Here is a 16839-nt window from a genome sequence, read left to right as displayed (position 1 = left end):
GGTAGCGTTAAATACCTCTTTCGGGGTAGGGTAGGATGATGCCGCGCTGATTGGCTTCGATAATGTTGTCTGCGCCGAGAAGGTCAGCGATCTGGGTGACGATCCTGAGGCCAAGCCCGGCCGCTCCAGGTTTTTGGGCTGCGTTTTCGGCGATCTGGTCGATAACGAAAAGACCCGTGCCTTGAACTTCTTCAGCAATCCGAACGGTGACGCGATCGCCCTTGCGGCTAAGGCGGATGGCGTTATCGAGGTGATTGCCAAGCACCTGAAATAAAAGTTCGCGATCCGACTTCAATTCCGCTTCGGGAAAATCCCATTGAAGGACAACACCCTTGCGGCTGGCAATCGGGCCGTAAAGCGCCTGTAATTGAGATATGAGAGCGACGATTTCAAAAGCCTCGGAATGCACCTGCACATCGCCGACATCGAGCCGCGCGTAGAACAGGATGCGCGTCAGAAGGCGCGAGGCGGCCTCGCCGAGTTCGCGCGCGCGATCAAGGCCTTTGCTAGCCTGCGGATCGGTGATCCTCATGCTGAGGCCCTCGATTGTGAGGTTTATAGCTTCGACCGGTTGCCTCAGATCATGACCGAGCGAGCGCACCAGGTGGCGCTGCATCTCGTGAGATTTTTCGAGCTCATGTGTACGTTGGGCGACGAGTTCGATCAGGCGTTGCGCGGTGCGCTGACGTTCTGACGTAGCGGCGCCAATGAGAAGCGCAGCGGCGGCGGCAGTGACCAGCGGAACAGCAAGGTCCGAGACCGGCAGTGGGCCTTCAAAAAGCGTTCCGAGCAGCGGCGTGATCACGCCGGCAAGCAGCACGGTTGCCGCCGATTTTTCAAAGCCGCCATAGAGCCCGACAATGATCAGAACGGGAATGATCAGATACCAAAGCGCGACGCCAAAATTCGGTCCGATGATTCCAAGCGTTACCGCAAGTGTGATGATCACACTTTGGCCCAACCAAAACAGCGGCGGCGGCCACTGCCACTCTCCGAGCGGTTGCCGGAAGCAGACCATAAGCAGGGGCACCAAAATGGGCGGCACCATCACGGCCCCCAAGGCGTGTCCAAGCCACCAGAGATGGGCGAGGCTGAGCCCATCGGCGAGCTGAAGCCGATTACCGGCAACCTGCAATGTTATGCTGGTCAGGGCGGCGATCAGCGAAGCGACGAGGCCGACGCCAAGAAAGGCTTGGACATCTCTCCAACTCTTGATGGGAAGGCTGACCCTCGTGATCTTCAACAAGATCCAGGCGGCAGCGCCATAGATCAGGTAGAGCCGAATTGCCCGGATGACATGGGTGATGGAGACTTCGTCTGACAGGGCAAAACTGTCGCGTACGGCGGGAAAATAGAGCGATAATCCGGCAAGGAGCGGAACAAGCTTGAGCCAACCTGGAGCGGCCAAAACGATGGCCAGCATGACGCCTGAGGGCAAGAACCAGATGCTGGAATAAGTTTTAAATAGAGGCAGGATGTTGGCAATACGGAAGGAAAGGAGGCATAGTGCTGCAAGCAGCACGCCTGCGAAGACCTCGCGCGCCAGACGTTTCACAGCTCTATTTTTGAAAAAAGCAGTCGAGATTTCGGTAGCCCTTGTCCAAGAAACTTCTCATCGTCGACGATCATGTGCTGTTCGCAGAATCACTGATTTACCTTCTCGATACGCTCGACGAGGCGATTGAGTGTGTGGCCTGCTCATCGGTGGGAGAGGCTCTCGACCTACTGGATGATGGACGGCCTGTCGATCTCGTTCTGCTCGACTATGCCATGCCCGGCGAGACCGGACTTCAGGGCTTGGAACGGATCAGGCAGAAACGTCCGGACCTGCCTGTCGCCTTCCTTTCCGGTCAGGATGATGCCTTGCTCGTTGCTGAAGCCATGCAGATGCAAGCGGTGGGCTGGCTGCCGAAATCCATGGGCGGCCGGGCCATGGTCAGTGCACTGCATTTGCTTCTCGCTGGAGAGCGCTTCGTACCGAGCGCGCTGATGCCGCGTCAGGATGCAACCGCGCTGACGGCGCGGGAAAAGCAGGTTGCTGCCCTTTTGGGGCAGGGCATGACGGACAAGCAGGTTGCCACTTCCCTCGGCATCGAACCGGGAACCGTCAAGGTTCACGTCAAGAACCTCTTGCGCAAGACCGGCGCCCAAAACCGCACCCAGTTCGCGCTGCGCTACCGCTTCTGAGTTCATCTTTCCATCGCAAGCGTCTGCAGCGGTTAATCCTCTCACCGCCCGAAATTTTGTTGCTTAATTGTAGGTCTATGGGCATCATTAACGCGGTTTTAATGTGATGCGTACAATCCTCTGATTTGTGAAGGGCTGCATGAAGCGGTCCATTTTTCCAGAAGGAAAGCACCACACATGGGTTCCGATGTTTCTCTCTCGAAGGCCGTTCGCGCGAACCTTCTGAGCCTCCAGAATACCGCCGGCATGATGGACAAGACGCAAAACCGTCTTGCGACCGGCAACAAGGTAAACTCTGCCCTCGACAATCCCTCGAGCTTCTTCACTGCCTCGGCACTCAACAGCCGCGCCGCCGACATGAGCAATCTGCTCGACTCGATGGCTTCGGGCATCAAGGTCATCGAAGCCGCCAATAACGGCATCACCGCACTGACCAAGAACCTTGAATCCATGCAGTCGACCCTGCGTCAGGCTCGCCAGGACAAGTCGTTCCAGACCAAGTCGTTTGAAGTCAACGACAACACCAAGATCAACCTTGGCGGCGGTCAGTTCGGCGACCTCAACGCCGACATCAGCCTGGCAACCGCAACGGTTCCTGGCGTCAAGTCGGTGCTGACCACCGAAGCCTCTGCAGCCTATCTCGGCCCCCAGTCGACAACTGCCTCGGCAACTGGCGCTGGCGCTCGTTCCGTTATCTCGCTTGCTGGCGGTTTTACTACCGGCGACGAATTCACCGTTGCTGGTGTTGACGTAACGGCGGGCGCAGACGTGACTGCAGCGGGTCTTGCAGCAACGATCACCACCGCTCTTGCTGGTAGTGCATCGACGGCTGGCAAGTACACCGTCTCGGTTGGTGCTGCAGGCAGCGACAACGCTGGCAAGATCATCATCGAAACCGTCGACACCTCGGCCGCTGCTGCCGCTATCGACTTCGATCCTGCCGGTGCAGCACAGACTGCCACCGCAGCCGTCAAGGGCACGACAGAGTTCAACTACTCGGCCGTTCCTGGCTCGATCAACGTTGCTGGCCAGAACATTGCCACCGGCGCAAACTTTGCCGACTTCGTCGACAACCTCAAGGCTGGTGCTGAAGCGGGCAAGTACACCGTCGAAGCCGACGCGGCCACAGGCAAGATCAAGCTGACCAACACCGAATATGGCGCTACCGTTCCGACGGTCACCGGTATTCCGACGGCCGTTGCTGGTTCTGCCAGCGTCGATACCATCGAGATCACGACGGGTGCTGCCATTGGCGATACCTTCAAGATCGACGATGAGACCTACACCTTCACCGCTGCTCCAGGTAGCGCTGACGCGACTGCCGCAGAACTGCGTGCGTGGATCAACAGCAACGCCACGCTCAGTGCAAAGTATGCATCGAGCGTTTCCACCGATACCATTACGCTGACCGAAAAGTCTGGCGCCAAAGGTTTCGCGGGTACCGGCCCCACCGTCGCAGTGACCGGCACGGTCGCCCAGACATCGGCCAACACCACGCCTGGTGTAACGACCGTTAACGGCCGCACTGATACCACGGGCATCGTTGGTACGTCGGTCGAAGCCGTCGCTGCTGAAAAGGCGACCTTCACCGTTTCCTATGACGGCAAGACTGCCAACGTTTCGATCGGTGGCGTAAAGGGTGGCGTAGGTTCGGCTGTCAACGCTCTCGACATCAAGAACTGGCAGGATGCGACCATCGCATCGGTCAATTCCGATCTCGAAGCCAAGGGTATCACGGGCGTTGAGGCCAAGTTCGACGAAGCTGGCAAGTTCCAGCTCGTTGCCAAGAACGCTGAAGCCAAGACCCTGGCTGTCTCCGGTGACGATGCTGTTGCACTCTTCGGCACCAATGGTGTGAACACCGGTGTTGCTGAAAAGAGCCAGCTCAACTCGACCAAGACCGTCGACAAGTTCGTCGAACTGATCAACCGCGACCATGGCGGCAAGGTTCGTGCTTCGAACGACAACGGCAAACTCCGTATCGAAAACCTGTCGACCCAGGCTCTCGATATCGGTGTCGATACCAATGGCAACGACGCCGTCACTGCCCTCAAGATCGATGGCAACAACGTTCGTGCGAACCTGTCCAAGCAGTTCAACGAACTGCGTGACCAGCTCGACAAGCTCGGTGATGACGCGTCCTTCAACGGCATCAACCTGCTCCGTGGCGACAAGCTGAAGATCACCTTCAACGAGTCCGGCACGTCGTCGATCGATATCCAGGCCAAGGATGCCAACGGCAACGTTCGCGGTATCAATGCCTCGAACCTCGGTGTTGAAAGCCTTGTGGCTGAAGACCTCGACACCGACGAGAAGATCGACGCGTTCCTCGGCAAGCTCTCTTCGGCTCTCACCGAACTGCGCTCGCAGGCTTCGGCCTTCGGTTCGAACCTGTCGTCTGTCGAAAACCGTCAGTCGTTCACCAAGAACATGATCAACACGCTCGAAACCGGCGCGGCGAACCTGACCTTGGCGGACACGAACGAAGAAGCGGCCAACCTCCTCGCTCTCCAGACCCGTCAGCAGCTGTCGTCTTCGGCTCTGTCGATGGCCTCGCAGCAGGACCAGGCTGTGCTGCAGCTCCTGCGTTAATCGCAACAAAGCAAGCATTTCGGGGGCGGCGGTGTCGCCCCCGGTCTTACCCAGAAGGAAAGACGATGGCGCTCAAACTCACTGTCAAACCCGGCGAGACGTTCTTTATCGGCACCGCCGAAATCAGCGTGCAGTGCGATGCGATCGTCAATGTTCTGGTGGGCGGTCATGCGCCCATTTTGCGTTCCGACGACCATGTTGACGCCAAAGAGGCGACGTCCCCCGCCATGCGCCTGCGCTATGCCGTGCAGCAGATGTATCTGACGAGCGATATTCCGGGACACCATATCGATTATTTCGAGGCCGCCCAGGCGCTCCTCGCCGAGGCGCCGCAGCATGCGGGGCTGGTGGCTGAGGTCAATGGTCTGCTGATCAGCGGATCGAGCTACAAGGCGATCAAGCTTTTGAAAGTTCTTTCCAATCCGGAGCTGACCGAAACCCGCGCTAAGCTCAAGCTGGTGGGTTGAGCCATGACCGCACCGGCCCGCGGCGCCGTGACGCCAAGCAATGAGTTGAACACTGCCACGCTGATCGCCCGCAATGTTTTGCGCCTGCGTAAAGAGCGTCACATGTCCACGTCGATCCTCGCCCTCCGAACGGGCTGGCCGGTATCGCGGATTGCCGCGATCGAAGCAGGCGATGCCGATGCGCTTGCGCTCGATGATATCGACGTGTTGGCCAAAGCCTTTGTTGTGAGACCAGCAGAGCTTTTTGCCTGAGCGCTAGGCCAACTCGGTTTCGGAGGCGGGCTCCGCAGTCGCCTGGCGCAAGAGGGCCATTTCGGCGGTGAACACCAAGCCATTGTCCGAGCTGAATTTGCAAGTGCCATCCATCTGCGCGACCGCGCCACGAATGATGCGCATGCCCATGCTGCGTGGGCTTGGCTCGGTGTCGAGGCCCTTGCCATTATCCCGGAAGACGAGATGCGAAACTCCGCTGGCGTCCCGCGAGAGTGACACGCGGATTTCACCCGGCCGGCCGTCGGCAAAGGCATATTTGCAGCTATTGGCGGCGAGCTCGGTGAGAAGCAAGGCGAGGGGTGTCGCGTGGTCGCGATCGACGGGGATAGCATCGAGCGCGTAGTGGACGCTCGCCGAGGAGCCATAGGTTTCGAGCGCCTTGCCGATAATGGCGGGGATGAACTCGGCAGCGTCGATATCTTCGTAGCGGTCCTGACTATAGATATGCTCGTGCATCGCGGTCATGGCGGCAAAGCGCCCTTCGAGGTCGCGCTTGGCCTCTTCGGGAATGTCCTGCATCCGCACCAGCGCCTGGATCGAGGCGAGATTGTTCTTCACCCGATGGTGGATTTCACGCAGCAGCATGGTGTTGAGATCGGCTGATTGTTGCAGCAGCCGATTGCGCTCGGCGCCGCGACGCAGAAGTTTGACGATCCACACGCAGGCAAGGATCAGCCCGATCAGCACCGGCGACACGATCAGGAGCACCGCGAGAATGGCGCCGTGGAAGGTCTGCCAGGAGGGATTTGAGGCAATTGCGGCCAGCGCAACGATATCGGCGCTTTCGACCTTGCGGTAGCTCACGATGCGGGCAATGCCATCGATGGGCGAGGCCACAGAAGCATAGGTGCCGCGGTCGCTCTGCGGCAAGTATTGGGTAAAGAGCGCATGCTGGCTGAGGTCGAGCGCAGTATCGGAGGGTGGACTGCGGCCCATCAATTGCCCATCGCCACGGATGAAGCTGACCGACGAACCTTCTGGCAGGTCGAGCGCGTCGAGAATCGTCGTGAGAAGGGATTCGGGAAACGAGATCATGATCGCGCCGGCAAAGACGCCGTTGCGCTCGACCCGTCGGCTGAAGACGAAAATCGGGTTCTTGGTGGTGCGACTGATCAGCAGTGGTGACACGTAGGATGGCGCACCGGCCTTGAGAGCGGTGAAATATTCCCGATCGGCCACCGAAACCTGCGCAGCGCCCGGCACGGTGGCAAAGATCGTATTGGCGGCAGCGTCGATGACATAAGTGTCGGCTGCATCGGGCAGGCCATCGAGCACGGATTCGATGCTGGCGTCGCTTCCGGTCAAGGCCGGGCCAAGCGCGGCATCGACGCGGCGCAGGGTCTGGTCGGCGAGTTCGGTGATCCAATAGGCATTGGTCGAGACAACCTGCGCCGCGGCCATCGAGCGCTCTTCAAGCCGCGCGCGGGTCTGTTCGGCACCGATATAGATGAAGAGCGCCAACAGGGCGACGAAAAGCCCCACCGCCGCCAGCATGGATGCTATGGCAAGCTTGATGGCGAGACCTTGATTGGAGCCTGCTTCGACCCCCACTTTTCCCCCCGGTCAATCACCACTGCGATGGGTGTTTCACCGGGGATAATGTGTGAATCGCCGTACGCTTCCAAGCCCGAACTTTTGTTGGATTTGCTCTTTCAATCGGGGCGATCGAGGAGCGCGCCAAGTTGGTTGAAGAAATTGCGCCAGCCCGCCTGCGCGCCATGGAAGGCCTGGTCCTGATCCGGGCGGAAACCGGTCTGTTCCATGCGGAGCTGAGTGCCCGATGGGATCGGCGTCAGGGTCCACGTCACAGTGCTTTCAAGGCCGTAGGCATCCCAGGTGTAGGAGAGGGTCTTGTTGGGCTCGATCTCCCGGACCTCGCAATCGACACCGCCCCAATCGGCGGTGAAGCGGAATTTATGGCCCACTGCCAGAGCGAAATTGTTCGCCATCAGCCACTCTTCGATGAGATGCGGCTGGGTCAAGGCGCGCCAGAGCTTTTCGGGGCCATGGGCGAAGTCGCGTTCAAGGATGACGGTGCGGATTTCGGGAACGGGGTCGGTCATCTCATCTCACTTGGCAAGATTGGCGGCAAGGGCGGCTTGGATCAGGGCGATAAAACCCTCTTCGTCGATCGGCTCGCCCTCACGAAAATCGATGGCGCGACGCGTGCCGCCGGTGAGGCTCGAATTGAAGATGCCCTTGGGATCAGGAAGCGATGCGCCTTTGGGGAAGGTGGTTTTGACGGTCGCCTTATAGGCTTCGCCGGTGCAGATGATGCCCCCATGCGACCAGACGGGATTATCCCATTTCCACTCTTCGACGACGTCCGGATCGGCTTGCTTGATGAGGGCGCGGAGGCGGGCGAGAGTGTCGCCGCGCCAGCCGCCAAGGTTTGCGATACGCGTGTCGATCAGCGCGCCGGCAGCGGCCGGGTCTGGCTTCTCCGTCATGGTCTTTCTCACAGCTTTCGCCGGGCAGGAGCACGGCTTGGTTGATCCAGGCAGTCAGGCGATCGGTATCGATCCCTTGGGCTTCGCCGATATCGTGATAGCGCACCCCAGACACTTTCGAAGGTTTTTCAGGCAAGGGGTCGAGTTCGGTGCCGCTAAAGAAGGTCAGGCGCACATAGGTCTTGAAGCAGTGCATGCTGAGAAACCAGGTGCTGCCATCGAGCCCATAAAGCGGCGTGTTCCATTTGACGGCTTTTTTGACGCCCGGGACGGCTGAGACGACCAACTCATCGACCGCGCGAACGATATCCTGCTTCCAGCCGGGCACTGCCGCGATATAGGCCGCGACCGGTGCATCACCAATACCCTTGGGGATTGCGGATTGTCGCCCGAAAGCAGTTTGACGCTTGAGGTAGCGCTCATTGGTCCATCCTTCCGAGCAGATCCTCGAGCGCATCGAAACGCTCGTGCCAAAAGGCATTCATCTCGCGGGTCCAATCGGCGAGGGGGCCAAGCGCAGCGGTCCGGGCGCGATAATGGGTTTGCCGCCCGTTGACGCGCCCTTCGACGAGGCCGGCATCGCGCAGAATTCCGAGATGTTTCGAAACCACCGGCTGCGACACGCCCGCACCGCTGGTCAAAATGACGACCGTGCACTCGCCCTCACGGCAGAGGCGCTCGAAAAGGGCGCGCCGCGTCGGATCCGCCAAGGCCTTGAAGAGAGTGTCAGTCGCGAGCTGCAAAATACATATCCATTTGGCTATGGATTATTCATAGCCTCGTGGCTATTAGTCGTCAAGGGCACGACGGTGATGCCAGGCCAGTGCAAAATTACTTAGCTTAATGTGACGTCCCGCCGAAATATCGCAGTCACTATCCTCCTGACAGCAAGAGAAGAAAAATAGAAATTGATGTAATTGAGGGTGGCTGCTGAACATCTCATTTACATCCTTGCCGCATTCTTTGGCTGAGGCTGGGGTGCTGAAATGACGGGCGGGGAAACAGAGCAGCTATTGCGGCTGCAGACCGAGGTTCTGGAGGCGGTGGCGCAAGGCGAGACTTTGCCCGCAATTGCCCGGATGCTTTGTCTGCGTGCAGAGCAATTGGCGCCCGGTGTCATCTGCTCGATTTTGCTGGTCGAAGACGGTGTGGTGCTTCGGCCTCTGGCGGCGCCTACTTTGCCACAGGTCTATACCGATCAGATCGATGGCTTGAAGGCGGGGCCCAAGGCTGGTTCGTGCGGCACGGCGGTCTATCACAAGACGGAAGTCGTCGTTTCCGACATTGCAATCGATCCGCTCTGGGACAGTTTTCGTGCCCATGCCGAGCCGCATGGTTTGCGCGCCTGTTGGTCGAACCCCATTATCAACCACGCGGGCAGGGTCGTCGCGACATTTGCCTTTTACTATCGCGAGCCGCGCGGGCCATCGGATCTGGAGCGGGACATCGTTGCGACCTGCGTGCATCTTTGCGCGCTCGCCATCGAACATGAACGCATCCGCGAGCGCAATTTCCGGCTCGCTTATTTCGATGTCTTGACCGGGCTCGCCAATCGCGGCCGTTTCAACCAGCTCCTGTCCGACGTTATCGACGACGAACAGCCTTTTGGCTTGATCCTTCTCGATATCGATCATCTCAAATCGGTCAATGACACCATTGGCCACGCTGCAGGCGACCGGCTGATCGCGACGGTGGCGGCGCGCCTCAATTCGGTGAACGACAAGCTGGTGCCGTGCCGGCTCGGCGGCGACGAATTCGCCGTTATCGTGCGCGGTTGCGATAGCCATGAGCTGCTTGAACACTGGGGCAGTCTACTATGCGACGCGGCAACCGGCATGGTGGAGATGGGGGGGCAGACCTTTGAAGCGCATGTCACCATGGGTGGCGCGCTGTTCGGGGTAGATGGCATTACGGCCAGCACGCTGATCCAGAATGCCGATTTCGCGCTCTACCACGCCAAGCAAGCCCGTCGCGGCGGCTACATGGCTTTCCATTCCGACCTTCGCACTCAGATGACGCATCGCCATGCGATGGTTCGGGAGGTCGATCAGGCACTGCTCGAGAACCGCATCGAGCCGCACTATCAGCCCATCGTCAACATCACGACCAATCAGATCGTCGGGCTCGAAGCCTTGGCGCGCTTGCGCATGCCGGATGGAGCGGTGGTCTCGGCGGGTCAGTTTCATACCGCGCTCAGCGATCCGCGGATTGCCTATGAGATGACAGGACAGATGCTGACGCAGGTGGCGCGCGATATGCGCCATTGGCTCGATGTCGGGCTCAATTTCCAGCATGTCGGGGTCAATGTCACGACCGGGGATTTTCTCCGCGGCGATCTGGCCGACCGCATCATCGACATATTCGGCCGCGCTTCGGTGCCGCTCAGCCATATCGTGCTCGAGGTCAATGAAGCCGTCTTCATGGGCGGCAGCGACAAGATCGTGCCCAATGCCGTCGAAGCCTTGCGGGCGCGCGGCATTCTCGTGGCGCTGGACGATTTCGGCACTGGTTTCGCGTCGCTGACGCATCTTCTCAGTTTTCCGGTCGACATCATCAAGATCGACCGGTCTTTCGTCACGCGGCTTGGGGTCGATGGACCGAGCGAGGCACTTGTGTCGGGGATCGTCGATATCGCGCACAAGCTCGATATGCGCACGGTGGCCGAAGGGGTCGAGCGTGAGGAGCAGGCCGAGATGCTCCGCCGTCTCGGCTGCAATCTGGCACAGGGCTATCTATATGCAAGGCCGGTCCCGGCGCGGGTCTGCACCGGCATGCTCGAAGCCTATGGGCAAACTCCGGGCGACAACCGCAAGACCGCCTGAAGCGCCAAACTTGTCCTCCAGAAGCTGGTGACAGGACGATGACAGGGAGTAGCGCATAGACTGCCTCTCACGAACGCAACGTCGTTCGCCTTTGTTCTGGGAGGATCTATGAACAAGCTGCTTCTCGCGGCGCTGGTTTCCGGCGCCCTGTCCGTGTCCGCATTCGCGGCCGACTACACCATCATGGCCCCTGCGGCCCCCGGCGGCGGCTGGGATCAGACCGCCCGCTCCATGCAGGAGGCCATGACGGCCGATGGCATTTCGGGCAATGTGCAGGTGACCAACGTTCCTGGCGCCGGCGGCACGATCGGTCTCGCCCAGTTCGCAACGCAGGATGCCGGCAATCCGGATGCCCTGATCGTCGGTGGTTATGTGATGGTTGGCGCCATCCTGACCAATATGGCCCCCGTCACTCTCAACGACGTGACCCCGATTGCGCGCCTCACCGGCGAAGCCGTCGCCATCGTTGTGCCCGCCGCTTCCGACATCCAGACGCTTGATGATCTCATCGCCAAGCTCAAGGAAAATACCGGCGCCGTTTCCTGGGCTGGTGGTTCGGCTGGTGGCGTCGACCACATCACGGCTGGCCTCATCGCCAAGACCATCGGCGTCGATCCGACCCAGGTCAACTACATCGCCTATTCCGGTGGTGGCGAAGCGCTCGCGGCAATCCTCGGCAATCAGGTGACCGTCGGCATTTCGGGCATCAGCGAATTCTCCTCGCAGATCGCGGCCGGTGAACTGCGTCTCCTCGCCGTCTCGTCCGAAGATCGCGTGCCGGGTATCGATGGGCCGACGCTCAAGGAAGCAGGTGTTGATCTCGCTGTGCAGAACTGGCGCATGGTCGCCGCTGCGCCTGGGATCACCGAAGAGCAGAAGGCGTCGATCACTGCCGACATCAAGAAGATGGCTGAATCGGACGCCTGGAAGAAGACGCTCGAAACCAAGGGCTGGGTCGATACCTATCTCGATGGCGAAGCCTTCGACACGCAGCTTGCAGCGGATATCTCGGCCACCGAGGCTATCCTGAAAGACATTGGCCTGGTGCAATGAGCGCTGGCAGCACCAATAGCACGCGCCGCCCCGATGGGGCGGCGCTCGTCATCGCGGTCATTCTGGCCGCCATTTCGATCATCATCTTCTGGCAAACCAGCCAGATGCGCGTGCCCCCCGTGCAGCAGCGCGTCGGCCCGACCGTCTTCCCCTATGTGGTAGCAACCGGTCTCGCATTCCTTGCCATCGGCACGGTTGTCTCCGCCTTCCGCAATGGTTTTCCGGCGCGCAGCAAGGACGAGTTCGGTCCGATCGCATGGATCGTCGGCGGCCTTGTTGCGCAGATCCTGCTGCTTTCGATCGCAGGCTTCTCGATTGCGACGGGCGTTCTGTTCGCGCTGACCGCCAAAGGCTTTGGCCGCGGCCCGCTTTGGCAGACCATCCCGATCGGTGTCGTCTTTGCGTTTATCGTCTGGTTTCTCTTTGCTCGCGGGCTGCAGCTTTCACTGCCGCAGGGGCCGCTCGAGCGCTTGCTGACCACGGGGAGTTTCTAAGAAATGGGAACTTTCGAACTTCTCGCCCAGGGCCTTATGGCGGCTCTGCAGGTCCAGAACCTCCTTTATGCGTTGATTGGCGTGACCCTCGGCACGGCCGTCGGCGTTCTCCCCGGCATCGGGCCGGCGCTGACCGTGGCGCTGCTTCTGCCCGTCACCTATAAGCTTGATCCGGCCGGTTCGCTGATCATGTTTGCCGGCATCTATTACGGCGGCATGTATGGCGGCTCGACAACCTCGATCCTCCTCAACACGCCCGGCGAAAGCGCCTCGATCGTTACCGCGCTAGAGGGCAACAAGATGGCCCGCAAGGGCAGGGGCGGCCCGGCTCTCGCCACAGCCGCCATCGGCTCCTTCGTCGCCGGGTTGATCGCCACGCTTGGCCTTGCCTTCGTAGCGCCCTTCGTCGTCAAATTTGCGCTGGCTTTTGGTCCCGCTGATTATTTCGCGCTGATGGTCTTGGCCTTCATCACGGTCTCTGCTGCCTTCGGCGACAGCGCGCTGCGGGGGCTGACCGCGCTCTTTATTGGGCTTGGCCTTGGGATCATCGGCATCGACCAGCAGACGGGCCAGACGCGCCTGGCCTTTGGCGTGCTCGATCTACTCGACGGCATCGAAGTGACGACGCTCGCCGTGGCGCTCTTTGCCATCGGTGAAACGCTGAAGACCGCGACCGACCCCGAGCAAATCAAGGCCGAGGTCATGGCGGTCAAGGGTTCGGTCTGGATGACGATCGACGACTGGAAACGCTCCTGGGCTTCCTGGCTGCGCGGCACCTTCATCGGCTTCCCGATCGGCGCCATGCCGGCCGGCGGCGCCGATGTCGCAAGCTTCCTCTCTTATTCGGCCGAAAAGACCTTTGCCAAGAATCCAGAGGAATTCGGCCATGGCGCCATCGAAGGCGTCGCAGGTCCGGAAGCCGCCAACAATGCTTCGGCCGCCGGGACGCTCGTGCCGCTCTTGACCCTCGGCCTGCCGACGACGGCAACCGCGGCGATCATGCTCGCCGGTTTCCAGCAGTTCGGCCTCCAGCCCGGACCATTGTTGTTCGCCAACAATGCGCCGCTCGTCTGGTCGCTGATCGCGAGCCTGCTCATTGCCAATTTCATGTTGCTGGTGCTCAACCTGCCGCTGATCGGACTTTGGGTAAAGCTGCTCACCATTCCAAAACCCTGGCTCTATGCTGGCATTCTGGTCTTTGCGACGCTCGGTACGCTGGGCGCCAATGGGGCCATGTCCACGGGTTTTGGCCCAGTGCGCATTTCGTTTGAACTGGTGCTGCTGCTGGTCTTCGGCATTCTCGGCTATCTCCTCCGCCGCTTTGGCTATCCGATCGCGCCGGTGGTCGTGGGACTGATCCTTGGGCCCATGGCCGAGCAGCAGTTGCGCCGCGCGCTCTCGATCAGCCAGGGTGATCCCGGCATTCTCTTCCACTCGCCGATCTCGCTGGTGCTCTATGCCCTGGCGATCATCGCCGTGACACTGCCCTTCATCCTCCGCATGCGCGGTAAGGGTGATGTGCTGAACCAGTTGGCGAGCGACGAAGATTGATCACTTAGGCTCGGCCTTCCTGGCCGGGCTCTCTCAGATGTGCTCTGATGCTACCACCAACGCGGTTGTCACACCGGGCTCGACCCGGGGCCTATCCTAAGATCTCAAGCTGGATCCCGGCTCAAGGCCTGGATGACAGCGGTGGGCTGCTGAAGCTTCTGCAATCTCTTCCCAGCCATGCACCTAACGCATGGGTGAATTGCCCCAAACACCCGCAAAAAAACAAAAGCCCGGACGCCAGGGAGGGAGACTGGCGTCCGGGCTTTCTATTACGGCTGCTTGCGCAGCAGGGCCCTTGGCGATTTACCGAAGTAAATTGCCAGGGAGGAGGTCAGCGCCCCGCGCGGCTTAGCGGCCGTTGGATGGGAAGTCGGTCGGATTGATACCAAGGGTCCGCAGGTGCTTGGCCTTGGGCGCCCGGCCTCCTTCGACGGCAGCCGAAACCGCGACGGCACTGCCGAAAACGGTGACGAAGGTGTCGAGGGTCGCAAAGAACTTGTTCTTGCGCGGGGTGCTCATGGTGGTCTCCTGTAATGGACCCTGGATCATCCCGGGCCGCTTCCATGACACCTAAATGAGCCTTGATGGCCTCAAGCGGTAGTGCGGCTAACCTCAGTCCAGCTATGCGCTGGGCGAATGGGGAAAGAACCGGCTGGCGCGAGGCGCTTGTTGAGATAGACCGTCGTGCCGCCCATGAAGGCTTCGGTCTGCTCCACCTCGTAGCCGAGCTTCTGATAGAGCGCGACATTGCTCGTAAAGGCGGCATTGGTCAGCAGGCGAATGGTATCGAGCTCGGCGTGGCGCGCGAGCTGTTCAGCAAGGATCATCAGCGACTGGCCATGGCCGCGACGCTGGTGGTGCGGATGAACGGCAAGGTTTTCGATCCAGAGATGATCGGCGCAGGGGCAGGTCTGGAGGAGGCCGGCAAGCTGGCCGTCCACGGTCAGCAGATCGAAACGGAAATCATGGATGGCTTCGCTATAGTCGGCGAGCATTGGACGCGGTTCGCGGCCGATAACGGGTGTCCACTTGGCATAGGCGGCCCGAACGAGCGAGCGAATAGCCGGTGCGTCTTCCGGGGTGGCCGTTCTGAAGGCGACGAACTGAGGAGGCATAAAGCAAATTCCGAAAACTAACGACTTGCCGAACGGTTGGCGCCTCTATGCATGAGTCGAATGACGGGGTAACGAACCCCGCCTTTTCGCGCCTGCACACGCCTCAGTTCGACTTGAACTCGGAAGTGAAACGCCGAAGTTCAAAACCGGATGCATGTTGACAAATATTTGTTTCAGTTGATGTTTTTGCAGTTTTGAGGGCTTGACCAGAGTTCGGGTCGTTCTGGAAATGCGGGATTCGAGAAGGGCCGCCCAAAAGAAAATCCCCGCTTTCGCGGGGATTGCTGCAAACCGGAGAGACGTGGAGGCTATTAGCCGCCAAGGCTGGGCAGGGTCAAATCGCCCGAGGTCAGCTTGCTGGCCGTGATCGCGGCATCGGCCTTTTCGCGCGGCAGTTCGAGGCTGGTCCAGACGCTCACGAGCGCATGGCGCAACTCGAAGATCATCTCATCGGTGTGGAGCGGGGTTGGCGTGATGCGCAGGCGCTCCGTGCCCTTGGGGACCGTCGGGTAGTTTATCGGCTGGATATAGATATTGTGCTTGTCGAGCAGCATGTCGCTCGCAGCTTTCACAGCCCGCGCATCGCCCACGATCAGCGGCACGATATGGGTCGAAGTTTCCATGACCGGCAGGCCGGCATCGGCAAGGATCGCCTTGGTCAACCGCGCCTGACGCTGGTGCATCATACGCTCCTGGCCATTGCCTTTGAGATGCTCGATCGAGGCGCGCGCGGCGGCGCAGAGCGCGGGGGGCAGGGCAGTGGTAAAGATGAATTCGGGCGCATAAGAGCGCACGGCGTCGATAATGGCCTTGTTGGCAGCGATATAGCCACCCATCACGCCAAAACCCTTGGCCAATGTGCCTTCGATGACGTCGATACGCTCCATCAACCCGTCGCGCTCGGCAATGCCGCCGCCGCGCGGGCCATACATGCCCACGGCATGGACTTCGTCGATATAGGTCAGCGCTCCGAATTCCTCGGCGAGATCACAGATGTCCTTGATCGGGGCGATATCCCCATCCATCGAATAGACGGATTCAAAGGCGATCAGCTTTGGCCGCTTGCGATCAACTTGGGCGAGCAGTTCGCGAAGATGGGCGACATCATTGTGCCGGAAAATCTTCTTTTCCATACCGGACTGGCGCACGCCCTGGATCATCGAGGCGTGGTTGAGCTGATCGGAAAAGATTACGCAATCGGGGAGAAGCCGCGCAATGGTCGAGAGCGCTGCTTCATTTGAGACGAAGCCCGAGGTGAAGACGAGGGCCGCTTCCTTGCGGTGAAGGTCCGCGAGCGACCGCTCAAGCTCGACCAGCGGGCGATTGGTGCCCGAAATATTGCGCGTGCCGCCGGCGCCGACGCCGAGCTTGCCCGCCGTTTCCTGCATCGCCTTCACGACTTTATCGTGCTGGCCCATGCCGAGATAATCGTTGGAGCACCAGATGGTGATTTCGCGCGCATTGTCGGCATCGTCGCGATAGAGCGCCTTGGGGAAGCGACCGGCGATGCGCTCGAGATCGGCAAAAACGCGATAGCGCTTTTCCGCCCGCAGCGTGTCCACTGCATCCTCGAAAATACCGCGATAGTCCATGGGTCGTTCCTTTACGCCTGCCGGTGGGGTCGGCAGGAATGCCATTCTGGCTCCGTCGCACCTTCACTAAAAGCGCCAAGCCTTATTTGACATAGGTCAATTCGACGCGCGGACTAAAGACACATGTCCGCTATTCGAGAACCATTCTAAAGTTTTGAGGGTGATCTGCCAACTGGTGAATTGCCCCGTTGACGCAGTTTGGCCAGAGCGCTTTTTCGCGATGCGATCACTCCTTTTATGGTG

General features: G+C 60.0%; 17 protein-coding genes. 8 read left to right on the top strand and 9 right to left on the bottom strand.

Annotation, left to right across the window (positions count from 1 at the left end; genetic code table 11):
- Positions 1-7: 7 nt before the first annotated feature.
- Complete coding sequence (locus DevBK_RS11155; RefSeq protein ID WP_317185479.1) at positions 8-1555, bottom strand: histidine kinase dimerization/phospho-acceptor domain-containing protein; 1548 nt, start codon at positions 1553-1555, stop codon at positions 8-10.
- Between the two features lie 41 nt (positions 1556-1596).
- Between DevBK_RS11155 and DevBK_RS11150 the strand changes: the two genes are divergently transcribed.
- The 4 genes from DevBK_RS11150 to DevBK_RS11135 all read left to right on the top strand — a co-directional run bounded on the left by DevBK_RS11150 (position 1597) and on the right by DevBK_RS11135 (position 5498).
- Positions 1597-2187: a response regulator transcription factor gene (locus DevBK_RS11150; protein ID WP_061907672.1), complete on the top strand. Its 591-nt coding sequence runs from the start codon at positions 1597-1599 to the stop codon at positions 2185-2187.
- A gap of 177 nt (positions 2188-2364) precedes the next feature.
- Entirely contained in the window at positions 2365-4779 is a 2415-nt protein-coding gene (locus DevBK_RS11145) for a flagellin (RefSeq protein ID WP_317185478.1), read from the top strand.
- A gap of 65 nt (positions 4780-4844) precedes the next feature.
- Positions 4845-5246 carry a flagellar biosynthesis repressor FlbT gene (locus DevBK_RS11140; RefSeq protein ID WP_062629360.1) on the top strand — a complete coding sequence of 134 codons (402 nt, stop codon included), beginning with the start codon at positions 4845-4847 and terminating at the stop codon, positions 5244-5246.
- 3 nt (positions 5247-5249) lie between these two features.
- On the top strand, positions 5250-5498 hold the full coding sequence (locus tag DevBK_RS11135; RefSeq protein WP_317185477.1) for a helix-turn-helix transcriptional regulator: 249 nt from the start codon (positions 5250-5252) through the stop codon (positions 5496-5498).
- Positions 5499-5501: 3 nt separating this feature from the next.
- On the opposite strand, the gene DevBK_RS11130 is transcribed toward DevBK_RS11135, so the two are convergent.
- The 5 genes from DevBK_RS11130 to DevBK_RS11110 all read right to left on the bottom strand — a co-directional run bounded on the left by DevBK_RS11130 (position 5502) and on the right by DevBK_RS11110 (position 8712).
- Positions 5502-7070: a sensor histidine kinase gene (locus DevBK_RS11130; RefSeq protein ID WP_317185476.1), complete on the bottom strand. Its 1569-nt coding sequence runs from the start codon at positions 7068-7070 to the stop codon at positions 5502-5504.
- A 101-nt stretch (positions 7071-7171) separates the two neighbouring features.
- On the bottom strand, positions 7172-7582 hold the full coding sequence (locus DevBK_RS11125; RefSeq protein WP_317185475.1) for an SRPBCC domain-containing protein: 411 nt from the start codon (positions 7580-7582) through the stop codon (positions 7172-7174).
- 6 nt (positions 7583-7588) lie between these two features.
- Positions 7589-7918, bottom strand: a complete 330-nt coding sequence (locus DevBK_RS11120; protein ID WP_317185610.1) for a DUF1801 domain-containing protein — start codon at positions 7916-7918, stop codon at positions 7589-7591.
- Positions 7818-8426 carry a DUF1801 domain-containing protein gene (locus tag DevBK_RS11115; RefSeq protein ID WP_317185474.1) on the bottom strand — a complete coding sequence of 203 codons (609 nt, stop codon included), beginning with the start codon at positions 8424-8426 and terminating at the stop codon, positions 7818-7820. The genes DevBK_RS11120 and DevBK_RS11115 overlap by 101 nt, the downstream gene beginning before the upstream one ends.
- Positions 8389-8712 carry a metalloregulator ArsR/SmtB family transcription factor gene (locus tag DevBK_RS11110; protein ID WP_317185473.1) on the bottom strand — a complete coding sequence of 108 codons (324 nt, stop codon included), beginning with the start codon at positions 8710-8712 and terminating at the stop codon, positions 8389-8391. The genes DevBK_RS11115 and DevBK_RS11110 overlap by 38 nt, the downstream gene beginning before the upstream one ends.
- Before the next feature lie 243 nt (positions 8713-8955).
- Between DevBK_RS11110 and DevBK_RS11105 the strand changes: the two genes are divergently transcribed.
- The 4 genes from DevBK_RS11105 (at position 8956) to DevBK_RS11090 (ending at position 13889) form a co-directional block, all read left to right on the top strand.
- Entirely contained in the window at positions 8956-10791 is a 1836-nt protein-coding gene (locus tag DevBK_RS11105) for an EAL domain-containing protein (protein WP_317185472.1), read from the top strand.
- A gap of 108 nt (positions 10792-10899) precedes the next feature.
- On the top strand, positions 10900-11844 hold the full coding sequence (locus tag DevBK_RS11100) for a tripartite tricarboxylate transporter substrate binding protein (protein WP_317185471.1): 945 nt from the start codon (positions 10900-10902) through the stop codon (positions 11842-11844).
- Positions 11841-12338 (top strand): tripartite tricarboxylate transporter TctB family protein, encoded by a 498-nt coding sequence (locus DevBK_RS11095; protein ID WP_062629368.1) that lies wholly within the window; start codon positions 11841-11843, stop codon positions 12336-12338. The genes DevBK_RS11100 and DevBK_RS11095 overlap by 4 nt, the downstream gene beginning before the upstream one ends.
- Before the next feature lie 3 nt (positions 12339-12341).
- Positions 12342-13889 (top strand): tripartite tricarboxylate transporter permease, encoded by a 1548-nt coding sequence (locus DevBK_RS11090; RefSeq protein WP_317185470.1) that lies wholly within the window; start codon positions 12342-12344, stop codon positions 13887-13889.
- A gap of 348 nt (positions 13890-14237) precedes the next feature.
- Here DevBK_RS11090 and DevBK_RS11085 read toward each other — a convergent pair whose 3' ends face one another.
- The 3 genes from DevBK_RS11085 to hemA form a co-directional block, all read right to left on the bottom strand.
- Positions 14238-14408: a hypothetical protein gene (locus DevBK_RS11085; RefSeq protein ID WP_317185469.1), complete on the bottom strand. Its 171-nt coding sequence runs from the start codon at positions 14406-14408 to the stop codon at positions 14238-14240.
- A 71-nt stretch (positions 14409-14479) separates the two neighbouring features.
- Entirely contained in the window at positions 14480-15004 is a 525-nt protein-coding gene (locus tag DevBK_RS11080; RefSeq protein ID WP_082460914.1) for a GNAT family N-acetyltransferase, read from the bottom strand.
- A gap of 311 nt (positions 15005-15315) precedes the next feature.
- Positions 15316-16596: a 5-aminolevulinate synthase gene (gene hemA, locus DevBK_RS11075; protein WP_317185609.1), complete on the bottom strand. Its 1281-nt coding sequence runs from the start codon at positions 16594-16596 to the stop codon at positions 15316-15318.
- Positions 16597-16839: the final 243 nt, after the last annotated feature.

Origin of the sequence: Devosia sp. BK (assembly GCF_032907385.1) — a bacterium.
In the GTDB taxonomy this organism is placed as follows: Bacteria; Pseudomonadota; Alphaproteobacteria; order Rhizobiales; family Devosiaceae; genus Devosia.
This window is presented reverse-complemented; position numbering and strand designations above follow the sequence as displayed.

Coding starts and splice junctions, on each gene's coding strand:
- DevBK_RS11090 (WP_317185470.1), top strand. CDS start 12,342: ATGGGAACTTTCGAACTTCTCGCCCAGGGCCTTATGGCGGCTCTGCAG.
- DevBK_RS11105 (WP_317185472.1), top strand. CDS start 8,956: ATGACGGGCGGGGAAACAGAGCAGCTATTGCGGCTGCAGACCGAGGTT.
- DevBK_RS11100 (WP_317185471.1), top strand. CDS start 10,900: ATGAACAAGCTGCTTCTCGCGGCGCTGGTTTCCGGCGCCCTGTCCGTG.
- DevBK_RS11135 (WP_317185477.1), top strand. CDS start 5,250: ATGACCGCACCGGCCCGCGGCGCCGTGACGCCAAGCAATGAGTTGAAC.
- DevBK_RS11080 (WP_082460914.1), bottom strand. CDS start 15,004: ATGCCTCCTCAGTTCGTCGCCTTCAGAACGGCCACCCCGGAAGACGCA.
- DevBK_RS11145 (WP_317185478.1), top strand. CDS start 2,365: ATGGGTTCCGATGTTTCTCTCTCGAAGGCCGTTCGCGCGAACCTTCTG.
- DevBK_RS11125 (WP_317185475.1), bottom strand. CDS start 7,582: ATGACCGACCCCGTTCCCGAAATCCGCACCGTCATCCTTGAACGCGAC.
- hemA (WP_317185609.1), bottom strand. CDS start 16,596: ATGGACTATCGCGGTATTTTCGAGGATGCAGTGGACACGCTGCGGGCG.
- DevBK_RS11085 (WP_317185469.1), bottom strand. CDS start 14,408: ATGAGCACCCCGCGCAAGAACAAGTTCTTTGCGACCCTCGACACCTTC.
- DevBK_RS11140 (WP_062629360.1), top strand. CDS start 4,845: ATGGCGCTCAAACTCACTGTCAAACCCGGCGAGACGTTCTTTATCGGC.
- DevBK_RS11095 (WP_062629368.1), top strand. CDS start 11,841: ATGAGCGCTGGCAGCACCAATAGCACGCGCCGCCCCGATGGGGCGGCG.
- DevBK_RS11115 (WP_317185474.1), bottom strand. CDS start 8,426: ATGCGCTCGAGGATCTGCTCGGAAGGATGGACCAATGAGCGCTACCTC.